Source organism: Arundinibacter roseus (genome assembly GCF_004348825.1).
GTDB lineage: Bacteria > Bacteroidota > Bacteroidia > Cytophagales > Spirosomataceae > Arundinibacter > Arundinibacter roseus.
Map to the genome: position 1 here is coordinate 164,036 of NZ_SMJU01000007.1, position 20,601 is coordinate 184,636.

The 20,601-nt window shown below is 41.8% G+C and carries 21 protein-coding genes; 13 read left to right on the forward strand and 8 right to left on the reverse strand.

Annotated elements, in window-relative coordinates; translation table 11 throughout:
* Positions 1-29 precede the first annotated feature (29 nt).
* The 8 genes from EZE20_RS12505 (at position 30) to EZE20_RS12540 (ending at position 9,306) form a co-directional block, all read left to right on the forward strand.
* Positions 30-986: a hypothetical protein gene (locus EZE20_RS12505; RefSeq protein ID WP_132118093.1), complete on the forward strand. Its 957-nt coding sequence runs from the start codon at positions 30-32 to the stop codon at positions 984-986.
* Entirely contained in the window at positions 986-2,131 is a 1,146-nt protein-coding gene (locus EZE20_RS12510; protein ID WP_132118451.1) for a glycosyltransferase family 4 protein, read from the forward strand. The genes EZE20_RS12505 and EZE20_RS12510 overlap by 1 nt, the downstream gene beginning before the upstream one ends.
* Before the next feature lie 10 nt (positions 2,132-2,141).
* Complete coding sequence (locus EZE20_RS12515; protein WP_132118095.1) at positions 2,142-3,296, forward strand: glycosyltransferase; 1,155 nt, start codon at positions 2,142-2,144, stop codon at positions 3,294-3,296.
* 51 nt (positions 3,297-3,347) lie between these two features.
* Positions 3,348-4,277: a glycosyltransferase family 2 protein gene (locus EZE20_RS12520; protein WP_132118097.1), complete on the forward strand. Its 930-nt coding sequence runs from the start codon at positions 3,348-3,350 to the stop codon at positions 4,275-4,277.
* Positions 4,234-4,806, forward strand: a complete 573-nt coding sequence (locus EZE20_RS12525) for a WcaF family extracellular polysaccharide biosynthesis acetyltransferase (protein WP_132118099.1) — start codon at positions 4,234-4,236, stop codon at positions 4,804-4,806. The genes EZE20_RS12520 and EZE20_RS12525 overlap by 44 nt, the downstream gene beginning before the upstream one ends.
* Positions 4,796-5,542, forward strand: coding sequence for a glycosyltransferase family 2 protein (locus tag EZE20_RS12530; protein WP_132118101.1), 747 nt, complete (start codon positions 4,796-4,798; stop codon positions 5,540-5,542). The genes EZE20_RS12525 and EZE20_RS12530 overlap by 11 nt, the downstream gene beginning before the upstream one ends.
* A gap of 177 nt (positions 5,543-5,719) precedes the next feature.
* A complete protein-coding gene (locus EZE20_RS12535; RefSeq protein ID WP_132118103.1) occupies positions 5,720-6,928 on the forward strand; it encodes an MraY family glycosyltransferase in 1,209 nt (402 codons plus the stop codon).
* Between the two features lie 107 nt (positions 6,929-7,035).
* Positions 7,036-9,306, forward strand: a complete 2,271-nt coding sequence (locus tag EZE20_RS12540; protein ID WP_132118105.1) for an NADP-dependent malic enzyme — start codon at positions 7,036-7,038, stop codon at positions 9,304-9,306.
* 61 nt (positions 9,307-9,367) lie between these two features.
* Here EZE20_RS12540 and EZE20_RS12545 read toward each other — a convergent pair whose 3' ends face one another.
* A complete protein-coding gene (locus EZE20_RS12545; protein ID WP_228713713.1) occupies positions 9,368-10,210 on the reverse strand; it encodes an alpha/beta fold hydrolase in 843 nt (280 codons plus the stop codon).
* Positions 10,211-10,441: 231 nt separating this feature from the next.
* On the opposite strand from EZE20_RS12545, the gene epsC reads away from it, so the two are divergent.
* Positions 10,442-11,266 carry a serine O-acetyltransferase EpsC gene (epsC, locus tag EZE20_RS12550; protein ID WP_132118109.1) on the forward strand — a complete coding sequence of 275 codons (825 nt, stop codon included), beginning with the start codon at positions 10,442-10,444 and terminating at the stop codon, positions 11,264-11,266.
* A gap of 37 nt (positions 11,267-11,303) precedes the next feature.
* Here epsC and EZE20_RS12555 read toward each other — a convergent pair whose 3' ends face one another.
* Together EZE20_RS12555 and EZE20_RS12560 are read right to left on the reverse strand one after the other, a co-directional pair.
* Positions 11,304-11,897 carry a TetR/AcrR family transcriptional regulator gene (locus tag EZE20_RS12555; protein ID WP_132118111.1) on the reverse strand — a complete coding sequence of 198 codons (594 nt, stop codon included), beginning with the start codon at positions 11,895-11,897 and terminating at the stop codon, positions 11,304-11,306.
* A 164-nt stretch (positions 11,898-12,061) separates the two neighbouring features.
* A complete protein-coding gene (locus tag EZE20_RS12560; RefSeq protein ID WP_132118112.1) occupies positions 12,062-12,529 on the reverse strand; it encodes a redoxin domain-containing protein in 468 nt (155 codons plus the stop codon).
* A gap of 119 nt (positions 12,530-12,648) precedes the next feature.
* Here EZE20_RS12560 and EZE20_RS12565 point away from each other — a divergent pair, with 119 nt between their 5' ends.
* A complete protein-coding gene (locus EZE20_RS12565) occupies positions 12,649-13,575 on the forward strand; it encodes an ROK family protein (RefSeq protein ID WP_132118114.1) in 927 nt (308 codons plus the stop codon).
* Here EZE20_RS12565 and EZE20_RS12570 read toward each other — a convergent pair.
* From EZE20_RS12570 to EZE20_RS12585, 4 genes are all read right to left on the reverse strand, one after another.
* Positions 13,572-14,309 carry an SOS response-associated peptidase gene (locus EZE20_RS12570; protein WP_132118116.1) on the reverse strand — a complete coding sequence of 246 codons (738 nt, stop codon included), beginning with the start codon at positions 14,307-14,309 and terminating at the stop codon, positions 13,572-13,574. The two genes, EZE20_RS12565 and EZE20_RS12570, sit on opposite strands and share 4 nt — an antisense overlap.
* A 3-nt stretch (positions 14,310-14,312) precedes the next feature.
* A complete protein-coding gene (gene ppk1 / locus EZE20_RS12575) occupies positions 14,313-16,451 on the reverse strand; it encodes a polyphosphate kinase 1 (RefSeq protein WP_132118118.1) in 2,139 nt (712 codons plus the stop codon).
* 102 nt (positions 16,452-16,553) lie between these two features.
* Positions 16,554-17,198: an orotate phosphoribosyltransferase gene (pyrE, locus tag EZE20_RS12580; RefSeq protein ID WP_132118120.1), complete on the reverse strand. Its 645-nt coding sequence runs from the start codon at positions 17,196-17,198 to the stop codon at positions 16,554-16,556.
* On the reverse strand, positions 17,198-18,499 hold the full coding sequence (locus tag EZE20_RS12585; protein WP_132118122.1) for a hemolysin family protein: 1,302 nt from the start codon (positions 18,497-18,499) through the stop codon (positions 17,198-17,200). The genes pyrE and EZE20_RS12585 overlap by 1 nt, the downstream gene beginning before the upstream one ends.
* A 100-nt stretch (positions 18,500-18,599) precedes the next feature.
* On the opposite strand from EZE20_RS12585, the gene EZE20_RS12590 reads away from it, so the two are divergent.
* The 3 genes from EZE20_RS12590 to EZE20_RS12600 all read left to right on the forward strand — a co-directional run bounded on the left by EZE20_RS12590 (position 18,600) and on the right by EZE20_RS12600 (position 20,120).
* On the forward strand, positions 18,600-19,289 hold the full coding sequence (locus EZE20_RS12590; protein WP_132118124.1) for an NUDIX hydrolase: 690 nt from the start codon (positions 18,600-18,602) through the stop codon (positions 19,287-19,289).
* An 84-nt stretch (positions 19,290-19,373) separates the two neighbouring features.
* The gene (gene trxA, locus EZE20_RS12595; RefSeq protein ID WP_132118126.1) at positions 19,374-19,670 is read left to right on the forward strand and encodes a thioredoxin; all 297 of its coding nucleotides are present in this window, start codon (positions 19,374-19,376) and stop codon (positions 19,668-19,670) included.
* Between the two features lie 36 nt (positions 19,671-19,706).
* Positions 19,707-20,120, forward strand: a complete 414-nt coding sequence (locus EZE20_RS12600; protein ID WP_132118128.1) for a DUF983 domain-containing protein — start codon at positions 19,707-19,709, stop codon at positions 20,118-20,120.
* Here the strand turns inward: EZE20_RS12600 and coaD are convergent.
* The gene (gene coaD, locus EZE20_RS12605) at positions 20,117-20,578 is read right to left on the reverse strand and encodes a pantetheine-phosphate adenylyltransferase (RefSeq protein ID WP_132118130.1); all 462 of its coding nucleotides are present in this window, start codon (positions 20,576-20,578) and stop codon (positions 20,117-20,119) included. The genes EZE20_RS12600 and coaD overlap by 4 nt on opposite strands.
* Positions 20,579-20,601 lie beyond the last annotated feature (23 nt).

Sequence of the window (20,601 nt, forward strand, 5' to 3'; positions counted from 1 at the left end):
GCAATTTTTCACAAATTTAGGAAAGCTTAATGCTGAAATTCACCGTACGGATCATTATTTTTCTGATCCTGCTTCTGATCTCAGGGGAATTGGTCCTCCGCTATGTCTATGGTTTTTGCAGTGCACCACTCTATATTTCAGATCCTGATTTTGAATACATATATGCTCCAAATCAGGATGTTGTGCGGTTTGGAAATCGGATAAAGACCAATGAATTTTCGATGCGCAATGAGCCCATTCAGGAATCAGATACTACCGTTATTTTATTGGTAGGTGACTCGGTCGTGCTTGGCGGAAGCCTTACAGACAACGATAGCCTGGCTTCTACAATGCTCGAAAAACGGCTTTCTCAAACATTGGACCGACGAGTACGTGTTCTAAATATTGCAGCCGGCTCGTGGGGACCTGATAATGTCGCTGCCTATTTAAAGAAATATGGCTTGTTTAATGCCGACCTGATTTGCCTCGTAGCGAGTAGTCATGATGCACATGACAACATGGATCATGCCTATCAATTGGTAGGTGTAGATCCAAACTTGCCTGACAAACAGTTTGATTGGGCATGGCATGAGCTTTGGGTTCGTTATTTGTATCCAAGATATATAAAAGAATACACCGAAGGTGATATCTACTTTGCCCCCAAAGCAGCCCCTGCGCAGGAGCCGGGTATTCATAAAAATGGAATTGGTTTTAATCCCGGTTTTGGACAATTGGCGCAGATGGCCCGCGAGGCAGGAATCCCGTTTTTTATTTTCCTGCACCCCGAAATTTCAGAAATTGAGTTTGGAAATTACAATGGGGAAGGAAGAGAAATTATCCAATTTGCCGAACGCGACAGTATCCGACTCATCAAAGAGCTTGATTTGGGTACTTCCGTGAACTTCTATCGGGAAAATGATGTGGTTCACTATAATAAGGATGGGCAGTTGTTTTTGGCTAATAAACTATATCCACTTTTTCTCGAATACCTTAAACCTCAGCCTTGATGCGAATTTTGGTCATTCATAACCAACTTTGGGCGCACTATAAATCTGTTCTGTTTGAAGAGATTCATCAGGAAATTCGAAGCGAACACCCCATAAGTGAATTTTTAGTTGCACAAATTGCCCTTTATGAAAGTAGCCGGGCGGGTATGGGCAACGCTACCGAACAAATACCTTATAAGTACCCTTACGTAGTTTTATTTAACAAAAGCTTAGATTCGGTAACATTTTTTGAGCGAACCCGCAGCATTTTTAAGGCTTTCAATTCCTTCAAACCTGATGTATTGAACATTACCGGCTACTTTGATTGGGCACAGGTTCTTTTGCTTTTTTATGCCCGACTGTGTGGAGTTAAGGTTGTTTTATCCTCGGAATCATCGCAGGTTGACAAAACGAGATCTTTTCTTAAAGAAACCATCAAAAAAATAATTGTACACCGGGCAAATGCATTTTTTTGCTTTGGCAACACATCTGTCAGCTATTTGAAATCATTAGGAATTTCAGACCAGAAAATTGCGGTGCGAAAAGCTGCCGTGGTTGATAATGAACGGATCAAGAAGCGGTATTTAAGCGTTAAGGCACAAGAAAAGTCAGACTGTGAAACCCATTATTTTGTTTTTGTTGGCCGACTCGCTCCTGAAAAAAACCTGTTAATTTTACTAAAAGCCTATCAAACTTTTTTGAATCAAATCGGAAATACGGTTCCCTGGGGCTTACTTTTCGTTGGTGATGGCCCGGATCGAAAGCCGATGGAAGATTTTGCCAAAGCCAATTCATTATCCAAAGTAAAATTTACTGGTGCTGTTGGCTGGCAGGAAGTCCCCGAATGGCTCGCCAAAGCGGATGTACTCATTCTCCCTAGTCATTCAGAGCCTTGGGGCCTTGTGGTCAATGAAGCAATGATTTGCGGCATGCCGGTCCTGGTTTCCAAAAATTGCGGGTGCGCCGAAGACCTTGTCCAACATGGCCAAAATGGATTTTTGTTTGACCCGGCTGATCAACAAGCGTTGGTACAGGCCATGCTTTTTTATCAAAAATATCCTGAAAAAATAGAAAGTCATGGCCTACAATCCATGGACATAATTGCTGGCTTTTCTCCTGAAAAAGTAGCAAAAGAAATGGTGGCATGTTACCACTCCCTAAGTTAATTCCCTGATTATGAAAATTTTAAATATCTGTGCATATACCTGGGCGATTGGAGGACCGGCACGAATTATATATGACCACACCGCCGAAGCACTAAAAAATGGACATGAGGTGACAATCCTAAGCCCGATGTCGCCCGGTGATAAAATGTATGAAGCACCCGAAGGAGCAAAGTTGGTTCCCTGCCGAAGAACTACCCCGATAAGTTCAATATATCGGGAATTTTCGCTTGATCTTTATAAATATCTCAAAAATCACATGCACGAATATGACTTGATCCATATTCATGGCATCTGGCATTTTGGAAGTCTAGCTCCTTTTCTCATCAGGCACAATCTACCGATTGTCATCACAATTCACGGATTGTTGGATCAATGGGCAGTCAGGCATAGCAAATGGAAAAAAGATTTGGTTACTTTTTTATACCAAAAAAAGATCTTGGCAAAAGCGGATGTTATCCATGTTAATAATACGGACGAAGTAAATGACGTGGTTCGGTACCTCGGATTTAAGCCCAAAAACCTGGTCATTATTCCAAACGGAATGAAGTTTGATGAATTTTGGCAAATGCCTGAACAGGGAACTTTTCGTGCCCGTTTCTCGCTGCCAACTCAGCAGAAAATGATTCTGTTTATGGGGAGGCTAAACATAAAAAAAGGGTTGGATTTACTACTACCGGCTTTTGCTGCCTATCATAAGGCACACCCGGATTCCTTCTTGGTATTGGCCGGACCGGACGACGGTTATCTTGCGGAGACCCAAAAGTTCATTGTCGAGAATGCTCTCGAACAATCAATTCATCTGGTAGGAATGCTCACAGGCTCGCTAAAAAAAGCGGCTCTTGGCGATGCAGACTTGTTTGTGTTACCGTCTTACTCCGAAGGTTTCTCAATTGCCGTCATGGAAGCGATGGCTGCCCGTGTACCAGCTCTCGTCTCGGATCGCGTTGGATTCGGAGAATATATTCAAAAGTACGATGCTGCTTATCTCACGCCCCTCACCGTTCAGGGAGTAACCGAAGGATTATTCACGGTTTTGCAAAATGAAGCCTTGCGCCTGTCTTATCCTCCGAAGGCCTATGCCATGCTGAAAGAAAACTTTGAAATATCAGTTGTCGCAAAAACAATGCTGACGGCCTACGAATCTGCTATGACCGGCAAGTCTTAGCCTTGTTTCAAGCCCGATTCATTACTTTTGCAACAGTCACAACTAGAACTCATGGTAGATATTTCGATAATTATTCTAACCCATAACGAATCAAAGCATATTGGACGGTGCATCGGAAGTCTGAAAACCCTGACCAACAAAATATTTATTGTTGATTCGTTTTCTACCGACAATACCGTTGAGATCGCTACCGGGCTAGGAGCAGTGGTTGTGCAAAATCCCTGGGTTTCCTATGCCTTTCAGTTTAACTTCGGGATTGAGCATTGCCCTTTTAAAACTACCTGGCTTATGCGAATGGATGCCGACGAATACCTGACTCCCGAACTCGTGGCAGAACTTACCGATAAGTTGCCGCAGACCGGCTCAGATATTGCCGGTTTCTATATTAAGCGGCGTGTCATGTTTATGAATAAATGGATCAAAAATGGAGGCTACTACCCAATTTGGCTACTCCGCATTTGGCGACAGGGACTCGGAACCTGTGAAGAGTTGTGGATGGACGAACACATAAAGCTCCCCAAAGAGGCCCAAACCATCCAACTCAGTCATGATTTGGTAGATCACAATTTGAATAATCTTACCTGGTGGACGCAAAAACACAACCTCTATGCTACTCGGGAAGTAATTGATTTACTGAATATTAAGTATAATTTTGAAGAGAAAATAACGGTTACTCCTTCGCTTTGGGGGACTCAGGAACAACGAAAAAGATTCCTGAAAGTCAAATATGCAGGTCTTCCTTTATTTACAAGACCCTTTCTTTACTTTCTCTTTCGTTACTTTATAAAACTGGGATTTCTGGATGGAACCAAAGGGCTCATCTGGCATTTTTTACAGGGATTTTGGTACCGCTTTTTGGTCGATGCCAAAATTTATGAAGTGTATCACACAGCCGGAAAAAACAAACAAAAAATTATTGATCATTTTTTGACTGACTATGGAAAAGACCTCCGCAACCCGAACCGATCTGTCAAAATATGACAATAGCTGGTACAAACCCGGAGGCTTGGTCAAACGCCTTGCCTGGTATTTGGTGGGTAGGCTGACTGTCAATACCTACCTGCCGTTTCCTGTATCTGTGAAAGTATTAGTTCTTCGAGTGTTTGGGGCAAAAATCGGTAAGTCGGTCATGATAAAGCCGAAGGTAAACATCAAATATCCCTGGTTCTTGACGATTGGCGAAAACGCCTGGATTGGTGAAAATGTGTGGATAGATAACCTCACGTATGTGACGATTGGGGCAAATTCCTGTCTATCTCAGGGAGCACTTTTATTAACCGGTAATCATAACTATAAAACCTCCACATTTGATTTAAGAGTTGATCCAATTGTTCTGGAAGATGGCGTATGGATTGGGGCAAAAGCGGTAGTGTGTCCGGGCGTGCATTGTGGGTCGCACGCCATGTTAACCGTGAACTCGGTGGCAACCAAAAATCTATCCGCCTACGGAATATACAGTGGGAATCCGGCTCAATTTAGCAGAAAAAGAAAGACAGGCCGTGAAAATTAGCATCATTACCGTCGTGTACAACGGCGAAAAAACTATTAGAGATACCATTAACTCTGTTCTGTCACAGGACTATTCTGATCTGGAATATATTGTGGTGGATGGCAAATCGGACGATAGTACCGTAGCAATTATCCAATCATTTGGCAATCAGATTACTAAATTCATTTCTGAAAAAGATCAGGGGATATATGATGCCATGAACAAAGGTATTTCCCTGGCTACCGGTGATGTTATCGGACTTTTAAATGCGGACGATTTTTATGCTTCCAACTCAATTCTTTCTGAGGTGGCACAGAAATTTAGAGAGAGTGATGCTGATGCCGTTTACGGTGATCTGGACTACATTAATGTAGAAAATCCTATGCAAATTACCCGAAGCTGGAAAGCTGGACCTTACAAACACAATTACTTTATGTGGGGATGGATGCCCCCTCACCCAACCTTTTTTATTAAAAAAGAATGGTATACCCGCTTTGGTGGATTTCGGCTGGATTTGAACACCGCAGCCGATTATGAGTTAATGCTCCGAATGATCCATAAGCTACATGCAAAACCTGTTTATATCCAAAAAGTACTGGTAAAAATGAGGGCAGGCGGTGCAAGTAATAATTCGTTACATAACAGGCTCTTAGCTAATCAAAGCGATGCAATGGCATGGAAAGTGAATGATATAAAACCTTATTTCTTCACAATTTGGTTAAAGCCGATTCGTAAAATATTACAATTTTTTGTCTAAATTGCGGCAAAGAATGACATATTCCAACCATTTACTAAGTTTTTGAGTCTAATTACATAATCAGTTAGCACACTAACAACAAAATTTATCATCTTTGAATCGTTGTTAATTACTTACCTGCTAATGACTTATGAAGATTTATCTTGAAGGCTAAAAATTAAACAAAACATTTTTGCCATGGAACAAGCTGTACTGAACGATATATTCGCAGGAGGGTATTTTAAAGATCTCGCCGATCAGGATGTTTACCAATGCGCTCTTTCTTTCTTAATCGCCTGTTTTCTGTCGATTATCTCCATTCCGATTATAATCAATTTATCCAATCTGCTTAACCTGACCGCAAAACCCGGGTTTAGAAGTTCACACGATACGGATACTCCCACACTTGGCGGAATAGCTCTTTTTGCTTCAACACTTATTGCTTTTTTCCTTTGGCCTCATTCCGAAGAAATCATTGATTCCAACCTAACTAATTTATCGATGGTTGGACTAACAATCCTGTTTTTTCTGGGCTTGAAAGATGATATTCTGGCTCTTGATTCAGCAAAAAAATTATTGGTTCAAATCATCGCTTCCCTCACACTTGTAGTTATGGGAGGATTTAAAGTTGATTACCTTTACGGGATCTTTGGGTGGTATTTTATTCCAGATTTTGTCAGTATTCCCCTCACTATATTCATTTTTATTTCCTTAATCAACGCCATTAATTTGATTGATGGAATTGACGGCCTTGCCGGTGGAATCAGCCTCATTGCCGGGCTTTGGTTTGGTGTTTGGTTCCTTCTGAATCAACACTTTACGTTTGCCTGTTTAGCCTTTTCACTATCCGGTTCTTTGCTAGGTTTTCTTCGATTCAATTTTTCAAATACCAGCAAAATATTCATGGGTGACACCGGTTCGCTTATTGTAGGATTCTTACTGTCTTTTTTTACCATTGAATTTCTTCGCCTGAATGTAAGCTATCGCAACGATCCCAATGCATTTTTCAACGCTCCAATCGTGGTAATGGTCGTTTTGATTGTACCCATTTTTGATACTTTACGCGTTTTCATTGTGCGCCTGCTCAATGGTGGCTCACCCTTTGTGGCAGACAGAAACCACATGCACCATATTTTGATTGATAATGGTCTAAATCATTTGGGTGCGTCTGTCTCGTTATGGTCACTCACCATTATTAACACAACGCTGTTTTTTACTTTCCACGGCAATATCTCCAACACTGAATCTTTATGGGTGTATATCGGGATGTTTATGCTTTATATGGTGGTTGCCTACTTTTTAAAGAAAAGAGCAAATTTTGTAAAAGCCCGAAAAGGCCTAACACAAAGTCCGGCATTTTCGGAAGAGCCCCAATCTTTAACCAGAAAAATACTAAAAAACCTATAAATAGTATTCCTTTCCTTAGATTTTATCTCAGTAAAAAAACGTCTTTCCTTATTTTACCTCGGTGGTTTGTTCGTACATTCGTGGTGTATTACCATCATTAATGCCTTATGAATCAGAAAATCCGAAAAGAAGACGCATTATACTACCATTCCAAAGGTCGTCCCGGAAAAATTCAGGTGATTCCGACCAAAGAATTTAATACTCAACGTGATCTCTCCCTCGCCTATTCGCCAGGCGTAGCTGACCCTTGTCTGGAAATTGCGGAAAACGTTGAAAACGTGTATACGTACACTGCCAAAGGAAACCTCGTGGCAGTTATCAGCAATGGAACAGCGGTATTGGGTTTAGGTGATATTGGACCCGAAGCCTCCAAGCCCGTTATGGAAGGAAAAGGTTTGTTATTCAAGATATATGCTGATATTGATGTTTTTGATATTGAATTGAATACCAAAGATGTCGATGAATTTGTCAGAACAGTCAAAATCCTGGAACCAACCTTTGGAGGGATAAACCTGGAAGACATCAAATCTCCTGAATGTTTTGAAATTGAGGCACGCCTCAAAAAGGAACTTAATATTCCGGTCATGCATGACGATCAGCACGGAACCGCCATCATTAGTGGTGCTGCCCTGCTGAATGCTCTGGAACTTGTAGGTAAGAAGATCGAGAACGTACGAATAGTCGTTTCCGGTGCAGGTGCTTCGGCCATTTCCTGCACTAAATTATACCTCGCCCTCGGGGCTTCTGCTTCCAATATTGCGATGTTTGACCGTAAGGGCCATATTCACACGGCACGGACTGACCTGGACGAGCTGAAAATTCAGTTTGCTACGGACAATAAATACGACTCCCTCGAATCTGCACTTGAAGGTGCTGATGTGTTTTTGGGATTATCCGTTGCCAATGTTGTTTCGCAGGACATGGTACGTTCCATGGCCAAAGACCCAATCGTGTTGGCGATGGCAAACCCAGATCCGGAAATCACGTATCCCGACGCTATTGCCGCCCGTCAGGATATCATTATGGCTACCGGACGCTCCGATTATCCCAATCAAGTCAACAACGTACTGGGTTTTCCTTATATATTTCGGGGAGCACTTGATGTACGTGCTACCGAAATCAACGAAGCCATGAAACTTGCGGCGGTACGTGCTCTGGCAGATTTGGCAAAAAAGCCTGTGCCCGACATCGTAAATTTGGCCTATAATGAATCAAATCTTTCCTTTGGCCGAAATTACATTATCCCTAAACCAGTTGATCCGCGTTTATTAACCACCGTTGCCCCGGCAGTAGCCAAGGCCGCCATGGAAACAGGGGTGGCTCGCTTTCCAATTACCGATTGGGATACGTACGAACAACAGCTTTCCAGCCGTTTAGGTCGTTACGAACGATTGTCGAGGGTAATATTAAATAAGGCCAAAACGGATTCCAGACGGGTAGTATTTGCAGATGCCGAAAACATACAAGTACTAAAAGCTGCGCAGGAAGTACGTGACGAAGGTATTGCCACGCCAATACTTTTGGGCGATCTCCAAACGATTCAGCATCTGATTGAGGAACACAAACTGGATCTAAAAGAAGTCCGGATTGTTGATCCACGGGCAGTAGAAAATGAAGAGGCCATCGAACGATATTCCCAAATGCTGTATACCAAACGGCAACGGAAAGGAATGACACCTGCGGAAGCCAAAAGGACAATTTACTACCGCAACTACTACGGGGCAATGATGGTAGAAAATGGTGAAGCCGATGCCTTTATTTCTGGTTTGACGCGTAATTATCCAGATACTATTCGTCCGGCACTCCATGTAATTGGTAAGAAAGAAGGTGTAAACCGGGTGGCAGGTATGCACATTCTATTAACACCGAGAGGTCCTTTGTTCTTTTCAGATACAACCGTAAACCTTGAACCAACGGTTGATGAACTCGTTGAAATTACAGAGTTGACAGCGCAGGCGATTGAGCATTTTAATATCAAGCCTCGCATCGCAATGGTTACGTATTCGAACTTTGGTAGTGCCAAAGGCAAGGATGCTGAAAAAATGAGCAGTGCGGCTGCAATCTTAAAGAAAAAACATCCCGACATGATTGTAGATGGAGAAGTTCAGGCACACCTTGCATTCGATACAGAACTTTTGAAAAATAATCATCCATTTAGTAATCTTATTGAAGGAGGAGCCAATACGCTGATTTTCCCAAACCTTTCTGCAAGTAATATTGCCTACAACCTACTGAAAGAAGTAGCTCAACTCGAAACCATTGGGCCAATTTTGGTTGGTTTGAAAAAACCGGTTCACGTGTTGCAGTTAGGTAGCTCGGTTCGTGAAATTGTAAATATGGTGGCTATTGCAGTTGTAGAAGCACAAATGAAAAAATAAGGTCATTAATTTTCAGTATTTTACCATAAAGAGGCTGTTTCGCGTTGCGAATCAGCCTCTTTTATTTTCCAGATGCCAGATCTAGTGTAATCATCCTTGATTTAGCACTATTGGTCCGCAGTAGCATTTCTTTGATCATTTCCTGATGGGAAAAAGTAAGCATATGCCCAGCCTTTTGAATTGTAATATACTGAGAATGAGAACTTGGTATATTTTTCTTGGCAAACTCTATATTGACCGGATCGCCGATCCAGTCTTGCCCACCCTGAATAACGGTCACTGGCATTGTCAGCTTTTTCCATATGGGAAGCATTTTCCGAAGTTCCTCGGCATGCATATATTTTTCTTCCGTGGCAGTATTAAATTCTTTGGGTAAAAACAGTTGAACAAGTCGATTTCTGCCGTATCTGGAAAACCAGTAAAACTTTTCTTTATCTGGATCAATCACCGGTGAGACCATAATCAGCTGCTTCACTTTTTCAGGTGCCAAAGTAGCCAATTTGGCAGCGATTGGGGCACCATACGACCGGCCCAAAATGATGGCAGGTTCTTTGGAGTGATTTAATGAAAATACATTTAACAAACTCTGAGCCTGCATTTCGATGGAACCTACGGCACGTTTTTTGAGCAACTTTGACTTACCATATCCGGGTCGGTCGACAGAAATAATATGGAATTTTTTTTGCAAAACCGTATCATCCAGCATATTCATATACCCCCACCATGCACCCGGTGCCCCATGAATGAGTAGTAGTAATGGAAGCGTGTCGGCCCCTGTACTTGCCACCTGAATACACAGGGTATCGTTTTTGATACATTCCACTTTCGGCATCGTTTTGTGAGCATAATGCCGTTTAACCTCCCGATAGGTGGTTCGGTATTTTGCAAAACAAGACGAAAGCATGAATAGAATCAGAAGAAATACAATGGATTTAGGAAACATAAGAGACAATTTGGAATTCTGAACAACTAAATTTACTAAGAATCAACTAAAAGATATATACTTATTCCAGTTAAAATAGTCGTTCCACAAAAAAGAAAATCAAAAATGTGAGGTACAACAATCTTTTTAAAGATTTTACTGTTTAGCATTCATACATATCTTTATAAAGCCCAATAGCCAATTTAACAATCAATGAATCAGGAAAATAAAGAGAATTTCTTTAGGAGAATTACCGAACAAAATCAGTCGTACCGATATAGAATTCCGTCCAAAGCTCAAACCGGACGTTTTCTACATGATTTAATAGATTTTCTGTTTCCGATAAGTCAGGATTGTACACAATATGATAATGCGGATAAAATTTTCCACTCATACGAAGGTTTAAACAATCAATTAGGTTGTTTACTTAAACCACTGGAAGCGAGTTTGCCCAAAGAAAGTGTTCAAATTACTGAGGATTTTTTTGCTCAACTTCCGGCAATTTTTGAGCTTTTATTACAAGATGCCCAAGCTATTACTGAAAATGATCCCGCCTCAGTGGGGGTTGAGGAAGTTATTGCGGTTTATCCGGGCTTTTTGGCAATTGCAACCTATCGTATTGCTCACCTGTTAGGCAATCTTGGCGTACCGCTCATACCGAGAATGCTAACTGAGTACGCACATGGCTTGACAGGAATTGACATTCACCCCAACGCCCAAATCGGACATTCCTTTTTTATTGACCACGGAACAGGCGTTGTCATTGGCGAAACCACAATTATTGGAAACCATGTAATGATTTATCAGGGTGTTACTCTTGGCGCAACGCATGTCGCCAAGTCGTTGGCAGCCCAAAAACGGCATCCTACTATTGAAGACGGGGTCGTAATTTATGCAAATGCTACTATTTTAGGTGGTAAAACCGTCATCGGTCATGATTCGATTATTGGAGGGAATGCGTGGCTAACCAAGAGTATCCCCCCTTATTCCCAGGTTTTTCATCAAAGTAGTATTGAAGTAAAACCACAGATTGCATAATGAAAAAAGGGGCCATTAAGCCCCTTTTTTGTGTTGATTACATGGCACTTCGTATAAACCGCCGAACGCCTTCCATATAAATTGACTCTGCCTGCACAAAGGCGTGACGAGGCTGAGTAGTCATTGTAATGGATATAAACCCGTAGGTTAGGCACCAATACTCATAGTAGGTTTTTGTTACCATTTCGCCGGCTTTGGGCCGAAGCATGGCAATCATTTCCCAAACAGGATTTCCTTTAATGTTCATTTCCTGCATGTAGACTTGCTTGGAATTACAGAAAGCACCTTCAAGGTTAAACATGACATGAAAAACTTCGGGTTGCTGAACCGAAAAGTTCCAGATACTTTGGGCAACTTCCACCAAAAGTTTTTCCGGGTTCCGGTACAAATTTTTGATTCTGTCAAAATCGTCACGCAGGGTTGCGAAACCGTCCATTCGAATAGTTTCGAGTAGTTTGTCTTTACTATCAAAATATTCATAGAGTATAGGAGGACTGTATTCGATGATGTCGGCAATCTTTCGGATCGACACCGCTTGCCAGCCATCTTCCTTGGCAATTTCCCGAGCGGTTTTAATAATATCCTGACGAACCTGCTTTTTCAGTCGTTCACGCCTTTCTACAATTCCCATGCAGCCGTTATTTAAAGAGTATAATGGATTAGATTCCTTCCGACCAAATTTAAAAAAATAATTACGGATCCCAAATGCCGTTAAATTATTTAATGATGGTTTATTGTATCTAAATCCAGTCTTTAATATCTTAAATACAATTGGAGTTACTCCAATACTTGTCGCTACAAAGCCGTCAAAGTTTCTTTAATTTTTCCGAAGTTGGGAAGCTCTCCTGCATTGTCCAAAACCTCTGCATACTGAACAACTCCTTCTTTATCAACGACAAAAGCTGCCCGTTTTGAAACTCCTTTGAGTCCAAAGACAAATTCTTCATAGATTGCCCCATACGATTCTGAGGTAGATTTATTGAAATCAGACAATAAATCAAAGGAATAGTTTTCCTGTTCCTTAAATTTTGCCAGTGCAAAGGGTGAATCCACGGAAATTGCCACAACCTCAGCGTTCATATTTTTGTAACTCTCAATATCGTCACGAAGTGTACACAATTGCGTCGTGCAGACACCTGTGAAGGCCATTGGAAAGAAATGAATGATGAGATTTTTTCCAGCAAAATCAGTAAGATTTACTAGCTTCTTTTCAGAATTAAACAGGCTGAATTCAGGGGCCTTTTCTCCAATTTTACAACTCATAGTCGTATAGAATTTTTTTAGTTATGTTTGAAAGTGTAAGTTTATGTAATCAAATATCCTGTTGCAAGCTGATTTTTTGATTGGAGCTTTTTTTTTATAACTAAACTAGACAATTGCACATGCAGACTTTTTGGGGTATTGACCTCGGCGGAACCAAGATTGAAGGGGTAATCCTTTCCAAGCCCTCTCCCGATGCTGTTGAATTTAGAAAAAGGATAGATACCGAAGCCTCGAAAGGCTATGAACATATTGTAGATCGAATCGTTGAAATTGTGCAAATCATGCAAAGCGAAACCGGGTATTCACCTGAGGCTATTGGCTTGGGTACACCCGGAACGCTCGATCCTGTTACAAATACCATGAAAGGCTGCAACACAACTTGCCTGAACGGCAAGCCTTTGCGGGACGATTTATCCAATCGTTTGGGTATTCCGGTGTCGATTGCCAATGATGCCAATTGCTTTGCACTTGCCGAAGCACAACTAGGGGTTGTTCAGGACTATGCCCCAAATTATCGGACTGTTTTCGGGGTTATTATGGGAACAGGCGTCGGTGGAGGCATTGTCATGCGCGGAAACGACGGTCAGGCTTTTGTGCTGAATGGCATGCAGGGAATAGGCGGCGAGTGGGGACATAATGTATTGGAAGAAAATGGCTTCCCCTGTTATTGTGGCAAGCAAGGTTGTGTGGAGCAGGTTCTTTCGGGCCCGGCCTTACAGCGTTATTATCTTGAAAAAAGTGGACGCTCCCTGAAATTACCCCAAATTCTGAAAAACTATGAGGAGGGAAATGACGCCGCTGCAACCGCAACGATTGAACGTCTGCTAGAAAAATTTGGTCAGGCCATCACAACCCTGGTCAATGTACTTGATCCTGACGCAATTGTGATCGGTGGTGGTGTGGGAAACATTGATTTGTTGTATTCAGAAGGGGTAAAACGAGCTGAAAAGTATGTCTTCAATCCCACATTCTCTACTCCAATTTTACGTCCTAAACTAGGCGACTCGGCGGGAGTTTTTGGTGCGGCAATGCTCACCTTCCGTTAGGACCCAAAAATCGAAAGTTGACCGGAAAGCTCTGGATACGTATAAGGTTCATGTACGGAGGAGCTTTCCCCTTTTGATGTTTTACCTCCGATGGGCCGAATCGTATGTGCCTTTAAACCAGCACTATCAAACGGTCGCAGAAGCCTGGCAGCATCTCGCACGGGCAAAGTAGTATCAAGCCAAAGTTGTGCCTGCTTATCTGGCAAAATTGCCGGCATTCGTTTTTTTGTGTTATGAATTTGAGCCATCAAAGGATTGGCCTCCACCGTCAAAATTGAAAACGTGTGATGAACGACATTCTTTTCATCCGTCCACTCTTCCCAAAGTCCGGCCATTGAAAAAATTGGCTGATTTTCTATGTAAATAAAATACGGATACTTTTTCTTCCCGACTGTTTGCCATTCAAAAAATCCGGTAGAAGGAATCAGGCAGCGTTGAGCAAGATTTGAGGCAGCTTTGAAAGCAGGCTTTTCGTGAATAGTTTCAGAACGTGCATTTAGGGTCGAGATGCGTAGCTTCATTGCCTGTTCATCAGTTTTGATCCAGGCAGGAATCAGGCCCCAGGTTGCTTTGATAAAACGGTCGGGCTGTTGGGCCGTCAGTATTGGCCAAATCGGAATCTCAAACCCACTTGCAATAACTATTGGTGCAAACTCCGGTACTTTTTCTTCCAAAAGAGCATACTTTTGAGCTAGTTCTTTCTTCTTAATCGTAAGAGAGTTATAGTAGCACATGGATCAGTTGATTGGTTCTGGAATAGGTTTATCTCCTGAGGTTACGAGTGAAAAGAGCGTTGGCGTTCGGTGTTCAATGCGCTCCGTAAGCCGGTAGTTCACCTCCTGAGCCCTGATTTTTACGCCAGATTCTGTTTCACTACACAGCAAATTATTTTGGTAAGTATCAAGTTTTACCGCTTTTTGGTTATCATTCAGATAATTATCCAATACCTGCTTAATTTGCGATTTCAGATATTCATCCAGAATCGGATACAAAACATCAATTCGACGATGAAAATTCCGATAGGTCCAATCGCCCGAGGATTGATATACATCTTCTTTTCCCCGATTATAAAAATAGAAAATTCGGGTATTTTCTAAGTAACGATCCACCAATCGGGTAACGCGTATATTATCGCTGATCGTTGGGAGATCCGGGATCAGACAACAGCTATCATTGATCATTACGTTGACTTTTACCCCTGCCCGACCGGCCTGATAAAGCTTACTGATGAGGGTTTGATCCTGCAACTGATTGATTTTTATAGAAATTATCGCCTTTAATCCTGACTTACTATTGGCAATCTCCCGGTCAATCAGTTCAATAATTTTCTTAACCATCGAAAACTGTGAAACATGCAGGTAATTGAAAGGCAGATATTTATATTTTTTTGGTTCTTCTCTTGTTCCCAAATAGCCAAATAACAATTCAAGATCATTGGTCAGCTCACGGTTACTTGTAAGCAAAGCATGATCCACAAACTCACGCGATGTTAGGCGGTAAAATCCACCTGTGCCGAGGTAGGCATATCGATCCCAGCCCTTTTTTACTTTCCTTTTGATTAAGGCGATTTTTGCGTGAACTTTCAGGCCGGGAAGACTAAAAATAATTTTCACCCCGGCATCTTTCATTTTACGCGCCCACTGCAAATTCTCCTGAATGTCAAGTTTAGCATTTAATTCTACAAAAGTCACCACGCGTTTTCCGTTCCTGGCAGCACTTATTAGCGAATTGATCAAAAATGAATCAGCACTAATTTTATAGAGTGACACGTAAATCTCGCGAACGTATGGATCAATGGCAGCTTCATTGAAAAAGCGAACTACCGGATCAATGGAGTGATACGGCAAATGCAACAGTTGATCTCCTTTATTGAGGGTTTCAAAGAGCGATTCGCCCTCTTTCAATTCTACATGTGGCACAGCTTTTTGAGGTGCATACTCCATCTTTTTACTCGTAACCGGAAACTCCGCCAATTGCTGATAAAAAAGATAACGTCCTCGTTCATAGAACTCTGTGGGCAAAATTCCCAGGCGTTCCGAAAGCGCTTCTTTCATTTCATTGGGCATTCCCATCTCACAAAAATACTGATGAGGCTGAATGAAATTCTTTTTTTCCAGTTGACGATTTATTTTCTGAACAAGCGACAAAGGGTATTCATCATCAATGGCAAGTTCAGTTTGGCGCTCGGCACGAATGGCAAAGCAATCAAGAATTTCGTACCCCGGAAAAACCATCGGTAGATTCAGTTTGACCACATCGTCCAGAAACGTAAGGTATTTGACTCCTTCAAGCGTGGGCAGCTCCACAAACCTTTTGATTTGTTTGGCAGGAATATTTACGTACGCATACCATATTTCGCCTGGCTCAGACCGACGAATCAGCCGTAGAATAAAGTACAGATGATTTGGTTCAAAAAAAGTGATTTTTGAACCGCGACGACCATTGAGAAAAATTGGCTGTATATACCGGAAAACTTTGTCAACAAAGAAACGTTTAACAAATTCTGCATGCTCAGGCAGGTATTGCTCCTTAAAATAGAAATGGGTTCCTTGTGATTTTAAAGCCGGAACTAGTTGGGTTGAAAGTAAATCATCAAATTTACCAAGCTGATTATCAACTGTTTCCAGGATATGTTCAAGAAGTGGTTCAGGATAAATATTTAATTTTTCAAGTATGTCACTACTGACTTCCTTCATTGCCAGCAACATAGGAAACCGAACCCTGAAAAACTCATCCATTTGATTGGAGTATTGCGCCAAAAAACGAAGCCGCTCCTTCAGGGGAACGGACTCGTCTTTGGCTTCCATCAGCAGCCGATAGTTATAGGAAAGCCAGCTTAAATTTGTATCAAAATACGGATGTGAAACATCAATCATGCCCGAATGTGAATTGGATAATTAGTAAATATTCATCCAAGTTAGCCACAAAATAGGGATCTGACAATATGATTTCTCTACATGACAGGTCTAGTCAGGAGACTAAATCCCCCATTTCTCGGGTGCAAGCCGCCACGTAGTTAACGTTTCGACTTGATCAGAACTAATATATCCTTCGGAAAGCGCTGCTTCAAGTAAAAAGGAATAGTCGCTCAGCACCATACTTCTGACATTTTTTTCTGCAAAATTTTGGTCCGCAATATCAAATCCGTATGTAAATATAGAGGCCATTCCGGCAACTTCTACCCCAGCCTGCCGAAGCGCATCTACTGCTTTTAAAGAACTGCCGCCGGTAGAAATCAGATCTTCTATAACTACCACCTGCTGCCCTTTTTCAAGGCGCCCTTCGATTTGGTTGCCCATTCCGTGCTTTTTGGGCTCGGGCCGAACGTAAGCAAACGGCAAATTCAGCAAATCAGCCAATAGCGCTCCCTGCGCAATTCCGGCCGTTGCAACACCAGCAATTGCCTCAGCCTCAGGAAAATTTTGTGTAACTAAATCAGCCAATTGCTGTTTTATAAAAGTACGTGTGTCAGGCACTGAAAGTGCAATCCTGTTGTCACAATAAATGGGTGAGTTCCATCCTGAGCTCCATTTAAATGGGGTATCAGTACTTAATTTTATAGCTTTTGCCTGCAGCAACAGGGTAGCAACCTGACGCGCTACCGCTTCATTATAGACGTTCATCAGTCGTTTGTATCGATTAATTCATTTTTAACTACCAAAATCTTGTCGATTCGGCTTTTATCCATATCAATGATCTCAAAATCAAAGTGTTTCCAGCGAAACTTCTCCCCTGTTTCGGGAATATCTTCCAAAACGTGGAGAGCAAAACCTCCCAATGTATTGAAACCAACCAATTCTTTACGCTCTGCATCCGGAACGTTTACTTCAAAGAATTGCACAAAATCATCAAAAGGAAGTTGAGCATCGATCAGGAAGCTGCCATCTTCACGTTCAAAAATTTCTTTTTCGTATTCATCTTCTTCTGAAATATCCCCCACAAGTGCATCCATGATGTCATGCATGGTTACGACACCCATCAATCCACCATATTCGTCCACGATAATTCCAAAAAATACGCGATGTTCCTTAAATTTTTCCAATGCCTGATAGGCACGGTTGCTTTCCGGAAGGTATACAGGCTCCCGTTTGAGTACATTGAGCATTCCAAGACGATGATCAATGTCTTCTCCAATGAGATCTTTAATATAAATCAAGCCTAACACATTGTCCACGGCACCCCGGCAAAGCGGATAAACCGCATGCTTGGTTTCAAAAATTTTAGCCTTGATTTCCGCCATACTGTCTTCAATGTCCAGCCACACGATTTCCTGTCGGTTGGTCATGAGGGATGTAACGCGCCGATCGCCCAGTTGAAAAACATTATGAACAATTTCCTGTTCAATTTCCTCAAAGACACCACCCGTTGTTCCTTCCTGAATCAGACTTTTTATTTCTTCTTCGGTAACTGAACTTTCGGTTTGTTTGATACCCAAAATCTTGATTATCAAGTCACTGGATACGCTTAACAATACAATAAACGGTGAAGTCAAGATAGACAGCACATTCATGGGTTTGGCGACAAACTTTGCGATTCCTTCCGGATTAGCCATACCAATCCGTTTTGGTACAAGTTCACCCAGGATGAGCGACAGAAAAGTAATGAACAAAACCACCAAACCGACCGCTACGGGATGTTTGTAGGGTTCCAATAAAGTTATAGTAGCCAAAAAAGCTTCAAGATCACTAGTGATTTTATCACCACTGTAAACCCCCGTAAGGATGCCGATGAGGGTAATACCGATTTGAACAGTTGAGAGGAAGCGGTTTGGGGAGTTGGCAAGATCCAGAGCGGCTTTGGCCTTTTTGTCCCCGTTTCGGGCAAAAGCTTCAAGTCTGGATTTTCTGGATGAAACCAGTGCTATTTCTGACATCGAAAAGACACCATTCAACAACACCAGAAACAAAATGATGAGAAGTTCCAATGAATATTTTATATTGATGATTCTGCAAATTTATAAATAATACCTGCCGTCTAAAATAAACTCTTTACTTAATTTTGTAGCACGTAACAAATCCAGTCACATGATTATTTTTTTGAATGACCGTCCGATCAAAATCATACGGGAAAAAGATTTTGAGCGAACGGAATCAACCCATTTTGATCAGATTTTGGATTTAAGGCTTTCCAAACTCAAAACCCTCGAATTTTTGGGGCACGTACTGCTCCTGAATGTGACCGCTTCCAACGTGGCACAAATTTTTGACTATCTTGAAAATCACCGGGACGACCTGCTTTCGGTAACTTTGGTTACTACAAACAAAAAGGAAGTTTCCGCCCGAATTAAAAGTCTGTATAAAGTATTGAAAGCAGCAGGCGGGGTGGTGATCAAAAAAGATCAATGGTTGCTTATGTACCGCCGCAAAAAATGGGATTTACCAAAAGGCAAACTTGATCGGGGCGAAAGCTCGCGGAAGGCTGCTGTTCGTGAAATTGAAGAGGAAACCGGAGTCAAAGCGGTTATCCGTCAAAAGTTATGTACTACCTGGCATACTTATACGTTCCAAAACAGCCGGATTCTGAAACGCACCAAATGGTATTTACTTGACTGTCAGGACGATGAAGGCATGTGTCCGCAGGCTGATGAAGATATTGAACTTTTGGAATGGCTTTCCTTTCCGGATGTGCAGAAAAAGTTGGTCAACTCGTTCAGTTCTATTCGGTATGTGGCGGAAGTTTTGAATAGCATGCAGAAAGAAGCGCGGACTATGTGACAATTATTACTGTGCGAGTTTCCAAAAAGTGGCATTTTTGTGTGTACTCAGGAAATATTAGTTCCACTAACCTTTTAAGTTCTCATGGCAAATTTCAAAGAAATAATAAACTCAGACGAGCCGGTGCTTGTTGATTTTTTTGCAGAATGGTGTGGTCCCTGCAAAATGATGAAACCCGTACTCGAAGATGTAGCCCGCAAATGGCAGGGTAAAGCGCGAGTCGTCAAGATTGACGTTGACAAAAACCAAAAAGCTGCTGCTCAATATCAAATTCAGGGAGTTCCCACGCTGATGATATTTCAGAAAGGCAAGATCAAGTGGCGACAGTCGGGATATGTCAGCGCTCAGCAATTAAGCAATGTCATGGAGAAATTCATGTAAACTAACTAAGGAAATTACTCACCCAAAAAAAAACTAATGCTCAAAGGTTCAAAGGTTTACAGCATTTTGACCAATACTTGCCCCAAATGCAATGAAGGCTCTTATTTTGTCACCAACAATCCCTATAATCTGAAAAAGTTTGACAAGCTTAACGAATCATGTGAGTTTTGTCAGGAATCTTTTAAAAGGGAACCCGGCTTTTACATTGGAGCAATGTACGTAAGTTATGCACTTTCGGTCGCATTAACGGTAGCATCATTCGTTGTGTTCGTAGTTACACTGGACATGGACATCAACTATGTCCTCGCAGCGCTATTGCCAACCATAATTATTTTGCTACCTATCCTGTTCAGAACAGCCCGGATTATTTGGATAAACATTTTTGTAAGTTATAGCTCAACCAAAGGTGAAGCAGCACGGCAGATGAAAGCAGAGCGTAAAAACTCCTAACCTTCTGTAAGTGAGTAAGGTAAAAACTCATTCACATCTTGTCCATACCGGTGAAGATCGCGGATAATGCTCGAACTGATTGGAGCCAAATGTGGGGAAGTAATTAAAAAAACCGTTTCGATTTCTTCATAGACGAAACGGTTTACTTGTGAAATACCGTTTTCATATTCAAAATCGGTGGTGTTGCGAAGTCCGCGCAACAGGAAACGCGCGCCGACTTCACGGGCAATGCGAGCCGTCAGGTCGTCATACGAAATAACCCGCACATTGGTTTGTTCCCGAAAGCTCGATTCAATGTGCTTTTTCATCAGTTCCAGCGGGAAGTATCGCTTTTTATTTGCATTATTTCCTATGCCAATCACGACTTCATCAAACAAATTCAGCGCGCGCAAAACAATGTCCTGATGTCCTTTGGTGAATGGATCGAAGGAGCCGGGAAATAGTGCAATTCTCTTCATGAGTTAGGGTTAGAAAGTAAGAA

What these genes read in the sequence shown, in the direction of transcription:
- EZE20_RS12515 (WP_132118095.1), top strand. Translation starts at nt 2,142, where the DNA reads ATGAAAATTTTAAATATCTGTGCATATACCTGGGCGATTGGAGGACCG.
- coaD (WP_132118130.1), bottom strand. Translation starts at nt 20,578, where the DNA reads ATGAAGAGAATTGCACTATTTCCCGGCTCCTTCGATCCATTCACCAAA.
- EZE20_RS12565 (WP_132118114.1), top strand. Translation starts at nt 12,649, where the DNA reads ATGCAGACTTTTTGGGGTATTGACCTCGGCGGAACCAAGATTGAAGGG.
- EZE20_RS12545 (WP_228713713.1), bottom strand. Translation starts at nt 10,210, where the DNA reads ATGCTTTCGTCTTGTTTTGCAAAATACCGAACCACCTATCGGGAGGTT.
- EZE20_RS12590 (WP_132118124.1), top strand. Translation starts at nt 18,600, where the DNA reads ATGATTATTTTTTTGAATGACCGTCCGATCAAAATCATACGGGAAAAA.
- EZE20_RS12535 (WP_132118103.1), top strand. Translation starts at nt 5,720, where the DNA reads ATGGAACAAGCTGTACTGAACGATATATTCGCAGGAGGGTATTTTAAA.
- EZE20_RS12570 (WP_132118116.1), bottom strand. Translation starts at nt 14,309, where the DNA reads ATGTGCTACTATAACTCTCTTACGATTAAGAAGAAAGAACTAGCTCAA.
- EZE20_RS12520 (WP_132118097.1), top strand. Translation starts at nt 3,348, where the DNA reads ATGGTAGATATTTCGATAATTATTCTAACCCATAACGAATCAAAGCAT.
- trxA (WP_132118126.1), top strand. Translation starts at nt 19,374, where the DNA reads ATGGCAAATTTCAAAGAAATAATAAACTCAGACGAGCCGGTGCTTGTT.
- EZE20_RS12505 (WP_132118093.1), top strand. Translation starts at nt 30, where the DNA reads ATGCTGAAATTCACCGTACGGATCATTATTTTTCTGATCCTGCTTCTG.
- epsC (WP_132118109.1), top strand. Translation starts at nt 10,442, where the DNA reads ATGAATCAGGAAAATAAAGAGAATTTCTTTAGGAGAATTACCGAACAA.
- EZE20_RS12600 (WP_132118128.1), top strand. Translation starts at nt 19,707, where the DNA reads ATGCTCAAAGGTTCAAAGGTTTACAGCATTTTGACCAATACTTGCCCC.
- pyrE (WP_132118120.1), bottom strand. Translation starts at nt 17,198, where the DNA reads ATGAACGTCTATAATGAAGCGGTAGCGCGTCAGGTTGCTACCCTGTTG.
- EZE20_RS12560 (WP_132118112.1), bottom strand. Translation starts at nt 12,529, where the DNA reads ATGAGTTGTAAAATTGGAGAAAAGGCCCCTGAATTCAGCCTGTTTAAT.
- EZE20_RS12555 (WP_132118111.1), bottom strand. Translation starts at nt 11,897, where the DNA reads ATGGGAATTGTAGAAAGGCGTGAACGACTGAAAAAGCAGGTTCGTCAG.
- EZE20_RS12525 (WP_132118099.1), top strand. Translation starts at nt 4,234, where the DNA reads ATGGAAAAGACCTCCGCAACCCGAACCGATCTGTCAAAATATGACAAT.
- ppk1 (WP_132118118.1), bottom strand. Translation starts at nt 16,451, where the DNA reads ATGATTGATGTTTCACATCCGTATTTTGATACAAATTTAAGCTGGCTT.
- EZE20_RS12510 (WP_132118451.1), top strand. Translation starts at nt 986, where the DNA reads ATGCGAATTTTGGTCATTCATAACCAACTTTGGGCGCACTATAAATCT.
- EZE20_RS12540 (WP_132118105.1), top strand. Translation starts at nt 7,036, where the DNA reads ATGAATCAGAAAATCCGAAAAGAAGACGCATTATACTACCATTCCAAA.